This window comes from Desulfovibrio sp. An276 (assembly GCF_002159665.1).
GTDB classification, from domain to species: Bacteria; Desulfobacterota; Desulfovibrionia; order Desulfovibrionales; family Desulfovibrionaceae; genus Desulfovibrio; species Desulfovibrio faecigallinarum.
Genome location: NZ_NFJC01000063.1, coordinates 1 through 5,910, shown reverse-complemented (window position 1 = coordinate 5,910; position 5,910 = coordinate 1). Strand labels below are relative to the sequence as shown.

5 protein-coding genes are annotated in these 5,910 nt (G+C 30.7%); 4 read left to right on the top strand and 1 reads right to left on the bottom strand.

What is annotated here, in order from left to right:
• From B5F76_RS15030 to B5F76_RS14650, 3 genes are all read left to right on the top strand, one after another.
• A partial coding sequence (locus B5F76_RS15030; protein WP_204218436.1) for a hypothetical protein occupies nucleotides 1-218 on the top strand: 218 nt, incomplete at its 5' end.
• 58 nt (nucleotides 219-276) lie between these two features.
• Nucleotides 277-3,000 (top strand): CDP-glycerol glycerophosphotransferase family protein, encoded by a 2,724-nt coding sequence (locus B5F76_RS14095; protein WP_087355701.1) that lies wholly within the window; start codon nucleotides 277-279, stop codon nucleotides 2,998-3,000.
• Between the two features lie 17 nt (nucleotides 3,001-3,017).
• A complete protein-coding gene (locus B5F76_RS14650; RefSeq protein WP_144268509.1) occupies nucleotides 3,018-3,722 on the top strand; it encodes an acyltransferase in 705 nt (234 codons plus the stop codon).
• A 161-nt stretch (nucleotides 3,723-3,883) separates the two neighbouring features.
• On the opposite strand, the gene B5F76_RS15025 is transcribed toward B5F76_RS14650, so the two are convergent.
• Nucleotides 3,884-4,066 carry a hypothetical protein gene (locus tag B5F76_RS15025; protein ID WP_162608874.1) on the bottom strand — a complete coding sequence of 61 codons (183 nt, stop codon included), beginning with the start codon at nucleotides 4,064-4,066 and terminating at the stop codon, nucleotides 3,884-3,886.
• 4 nt (nucleotides 4,067-4,070) lie between these two features.
• On the opposite strand from B5F76_RS15025, the gene B5F76_RS14090 reads away from it, so the two are divergent.
• Nucleotides 4,071-5,910: capsular polysaccharide biosynthesis protein (locus B5F76_RS14090; RefSeq protein WP_239407078.1), on the top strand; the 1,840-nt coding region annotated here is incomplete at its 3' end.

Below are 5,910 nucleotides of genomic sequence, written 5' to 3'. Positions count from 1 at the left end.
CTATTTTAGAAAAAGGATTGATTATAATTGGTAGTAGTAGAAGTACAAAAAAAGATTTTAAAACTGCTTTAGAAATAATATCAAAAAAAAATATACAAAATAATCTTTTAAAAATAATTTCTTTAAGAAGATCTTTTTCAAATGCATCAGAATTAATTGATATTTTTAATGAAGATATAAAAAATAAATATAAATCTGAATTATTAGTAAATATTTAGTACAATAACATGTGTTAATAGATAAAATATTAAATTTTTGTTTATAAAAGGAAAGTTTATGAAAATAGGATTTTTTATAATTAATAATATAGTTGGTGGTGGAGGAATGATCGCCACACAAAATGCGATTAATACTATAAAAGAATATCATGATATAATATTGTTTTTAGAAGAAAAAATTAGTGACAAGTCTAGACATTTACTCGATGTAGGTAATATAAAGTATGTTGAAGTAGGAAAAATATCAAAATATGAAAATATAAATAAATTATTATATGAATTAAAAAATAATAAAATAGAAATTTTTGTAACTCATTGCCATTATTATTTTGAAATTATAAAACTATTTAATGAAATAAAATCTCTAAATATAAAAATTATATTAAATGAACATCATTATCATTTTATTCCCGTATATGAACATCGTTTTAATCTATATTTAAATAGAAAAGAATATTTAAAGTCATGTGATTTAATTACAACTATTGAAAAAACAAGCTATAATATTTGGAAAGAAGAAGGTTATAAAGTTGCCTATTTGCCAAATACATATTTATATAATAAAAAATATAAAAACTTAAAAAAGCAAAAACAAGTATTAATGATTGGTAGATTCACAGATTTCAAGCAAATTGAATTAGGAATTTTAGCATTTTCCTTAGCATATGAAAATCATAAAGATTGGAAATTATGTATATTAGGAAAGGGACCAGAACAAAAAAACATTTCTAATATTGTAAAAATTTCTGGCATTACTGCTAATGTTAAATTAATTCCTTGGACATCAGATCCAGATCGTTATTTTGCTGAAGCTTCAATTCACTTACTACCATCTTATACTGAACCTTTTGGATTAGTTATCGCTGATGCTAAAGTAAATAACATCCCAACAGTAATGTTTAATTTAAAATCAAATAAATTAGTTAGAGATGGTATTGATGGATATAAAGTTGAATTTGGTAATATAAATAAAATGGCAGAAGCTCTTGATAAGCTGATGTCTTCTGAATCACTTAGATTAAAAATGGGAGAAAGAGCCCCTGAAACATTAAGAGAAAATAAACCTGAATATACTATAAAAGTCTGGAATGAAATTTTTAATTATGTTATGGGAAAAGATATTATTGATAAATATATATATAATAATCATTTTAATTATATATGCACAAAAGATGATATTGATGCAATGATATTTGATTATAATTCATTAATAAGATGGATTTGCCTAAAAAATAATAAACAACAGAAAAAGACAAAAAAAAATAATATATTTTCAAAAATTTATAAAAAAATACATATATATTTAATCAAAAAAATCAATAATATCGGAAAAATAGTTTTTGAAACTTCACAAAAATATTTTAAATGTAATTATATAATATTGTGGGACAGTAATGGCGTAGGTTTTATGAATGAATGTTTAAATAATAAATTTAAACTTCATACAAAGCTTATAATTCCTAAAACATCTATTTTTTCACCATTACGTGCATATTATTTAGCTCGTGCAAAAGTTTTTATAACAAATACAAATACTCCATATGTTAAGATGTTATTATCAAAAAAAATAAATATTCCATATATAGTTAATATTTGGCATGCATGCGGATATTTTAAAAAATTTGGAATTCATGAGAATAATATTGGATTATTAGAGCATAGAAAAAAATTTGGTACACCTTCTTTTGTTTTATGTTCATCAAATGAAATCAAAGAAAAATATGCTGAAATTTTTGGAATAGCAAAAAATAAAGTACTTAGTTTTGGATTACCAAGAACAGATCTTTTGTATGATCAAAAAATAATAAATGATAAAAAAAATAAATTTTATAAATTATTTCCAGAATTAATAAATAAAAAAATTTATCTCATTGCACCAACTTGGAGAGGTGAACCTTTTAAAAGTGATACTGCTTTTTATAAACCAAAAATGGATTTTAAAAATCTTGCAAAATTATTGAGAAACGATGAAATAATAATAATTAAAAATCATCAATTGGTTATTAAAAATATAAAGTCTCATCCTGATATGTGTAATTTGGATAATATAAATAATAAAATTATAATTATAAATGATATTGATATAATTACATTGACAATTGTATGTAATGTATTCATTACTGATTTTTCATCAGCTTATTTTGAAGCATTAATATTAAATAAGCCAATTGTTTTTTATGCAGAAGATATTGATGCATATAATGCACAAATTGGTTTTTATGATAATTATACAAGCTATTGCCCAGGAGAAATATGTAATGATTCTGACGCTATTAATTTTATAAATAAAATAAGAAAAGCATATAAATATGTTAATACTGATGGGTATAAAAAAATAAAAAATAAATTTGTTGGAGCATGTGATGGACACTCTTCAGAAAAATTAATAAAATTTATTAATGATCTTGATTTAAATGATTATAATGATTTATGGAAAAAATATATAAAAAAAATAAATAATATTGATAAATCATTAATTTTTACAAATAATTTTTCAAGACATTTTTATATTATTTATATTAAAGATATTGAACATAATATTCATTTTGAGTTATTATATAAAAATGGAAAAAAATATTTATGTTTACATTTTGAAAGTCAAAAATATTATAACAAATATTATATAGATTTTGTAAAGTCATTTAATGAAAATAAATATGATGTATATATCAACCAGAATAAATTAGCAATTGAGACTAAAATAAATTTAAATTCAATATATAGTGATTTTAAAATTTTGATACAAAAATCACAAAATTTTTTAAACAATGAAAAAAAATAAAAATAATAGAGGAAATGATGAAATCATATAATGAATATTTATCAAATATAAATAGTAAAATAAGAGATATTATTTCAGATTGTAAAAATATTTTATATAATAAAGATACTATAAATATTTATTGTATAAATGAAGATATTTCGATATCTGTTGTAAGTAACATACCAAATGTAACACTCCATGATTTAGATAAAGGTAATGGTAGTATAATTATTTATTATAAAGGAACAAATTTTATTAATTGTCACATTACTCTTAGAAAAGAATGTGTTGTAATTATAGGTTTCTCTAATCAAAAAATAAATAAATTGTGCATTTTAAATAATAATGGATATGGATCTATATGTTATATAGGATCAGGATTTTCATGTATGGGTACTGAAATTAGATTATGGGAAAATAAAAATGTATATATTGGTGATGATGTAATGTTTTCATGGGCAGTAATGTTATTTACATCAGATGGTCATACAATTTTTAATAAATACGGTGAAATTATAAATAAACCAGAAGATATAATAATATGTGATCATGTCTGGGTAGGGCATGGTGTAAAAATTTTAAAGGGGGGTGGTGTAAATAAAAATTGTGTTATTGGAGAATCTTCTGTGGTTACAAAAAAATTTGATGATGAAAATGTAATATTAAGTGGTGTACCTGCAAAAATAATAAAAACTGGTATAATGTGGGATAGAAGAAGATTATATAAAAATCCCCATTAAATTTAGGAATCGTCCATAAATTACTCAACCATATTTTTTCTTGTTTAAGCTTAAATTCTGCTTCAGGCGTGGAAAAATGAACTCAGTAGTAGACGAGTTATTTATAGACAGATCCTAAAGGGTGGCTTTCTGAGGCAGGCGCATAACCTATTGGTGTTATGTTAGGCCATGTAAGCTACTTGTTCGTATAAAACAACGGCCAACAATTCTGCTGAAGCTGGATTCCCCGTTTCATTGATAGGGGTGTAGCCGAATACGGCAACATGGGCAGTTATGTATTTTTTAAGAATTGGATTTACTTCACTGGCGTCAAATGCGATAGTAGTGATTACCGTTAAGTTCATGGGTATGTATTTAAAAGATTTTATTAAATTAAAAATGTATATTTACAATAATTTGTTTATATGCTTTTCTAAAAAAATATACAATATAGCAAAAATTTTTATATTAGTTGAATTTAAAAAAAAGTATAGTATTTGCAATAACAAAATTTGTTTAAGAATAAATTATTGTTACAACTATAATACAAATTTTTTTAGAATTGATAATTATAATTTTTATTTGTTTGTTATTGGCTGGGGACACAAGCCAACAGCCTACAAAGCTCGTCACTATGCAGCTAAACACAATCTCCCTTACATTGCCCTAGAAGATGGTTTCCTGCGCTCTCTTGATCTTGGTTGCAAGGGGGCGCAGCCCCTTTCTCTAGTGGTAGATCATACAGGCATCTATTACGATGCAACCGAACCCTCGGATCTTGAAAATCTCCTCAATTCCTCTGGTTGGGAGACTCTTGATCTGTTGGATTCAGCTTACCGTGCAATGGAGGATATCAATCGCTACCATTTAAGCAAGTATAACCATGCCCCAGACGCGCCCAGCGACCTCTGGGGCAACACCCCAACTCCCCATGTCTTGGTCCTCGACCAAACAGTAGGCGATGCCAGCGTCTCTCTTGGCATGGCAAGTGAAGCAAGCTTCAAGGCCATGCTGGACGAGACTCTATCCTTGTATCCTCTCGAAAACATTCGGGTCAAAACCCATCCAGACGTTATTGCTGGGAAGAAGCGTGGTTTTCTCGCAGACTGCGCAAAAAGTCATCTCGTTCAGGTCATCTCGCTAGACTGTTCCCCCATCTCTCTGCTTGCACAGGCGGATGTGGTCTATACTGTCACCTCACAGATGGGATTTGAGGCTCTCATGCTCGGCAAGGAGGTGCACTGCTTTGGCATGCCTTTCTACGCAGGATGGGGCTTGACGGTAGACAAGCAAACCTGTCCACGCAGAACCAGGAAGCGGAGCATAGAGGAAGTCTTTGCTGCTGCCTACATGCTCTATGCTCGCTATGTAAACCCCATACGGGAAGAGCGTTGTGATATCCATGAGACCATAAGTCTCTTGGCTGAGCAGCGCAGGCAGAATGAGCGGAATCGCTCGTTTCATGCCTGTCTCGGCTTTCGCTGGTGGAAGAAGCCCTATGCCCGGGCCTATCTAAAATCTACCGGAGGAGAGACCTCTTTTTTCCGCAATTCCAGACGTGCCATCGCCCTGGCAAAAGCCAGGGGAGGGGAGGTTGTTGTCTGGTCTTCTGCCGTGACCGACACCCTGCAGCAACAGTGCGACAGGGAATCCGTGACTCTGGCGCGGATGGAGGACGGTTTCATTCGCTCTGTGGGCTTGGGATCCGATTTCAATTGGCCCTATTCCCTGGTGGTGGACCGCAAGGGCATCTACTATGACCCCACACGGCCAAGCGATTTGGAAGATATTCTCAACACCTTTCCAGACCATCTGGACAACGACGCCTTGCTTAAACGCGCTGCTTCCCTTCGTGCCTTGATCTTGGAAAAGGGCCTTACCAAATACAATACTGGCCTCTCTGACGTATCTTTGCCGTATCTTCCTGAGGACAAGACAATAGTTCTTGTGCCGGGACAGGTGGAGGATGACGCGTCCGTGCGCAAGGGAGGTTTTGGCATGAATAACCTCTCTCTCTTGCAAAAGGCCAGGGAGAACAGGCCCAACGCCTTCATCATCTACAAGCCCCACCCGGATGTGGAGAGCGGAAACAGAAAAGGCCGCATAGCGGAGGAGATTGCCCTGCGTTACGCAGACATCATTGTGCGCAACTATCCCATGGGGCAGCTTTTACCCAAGGTACACGAGGTGCACACTTTGACTTCACAGA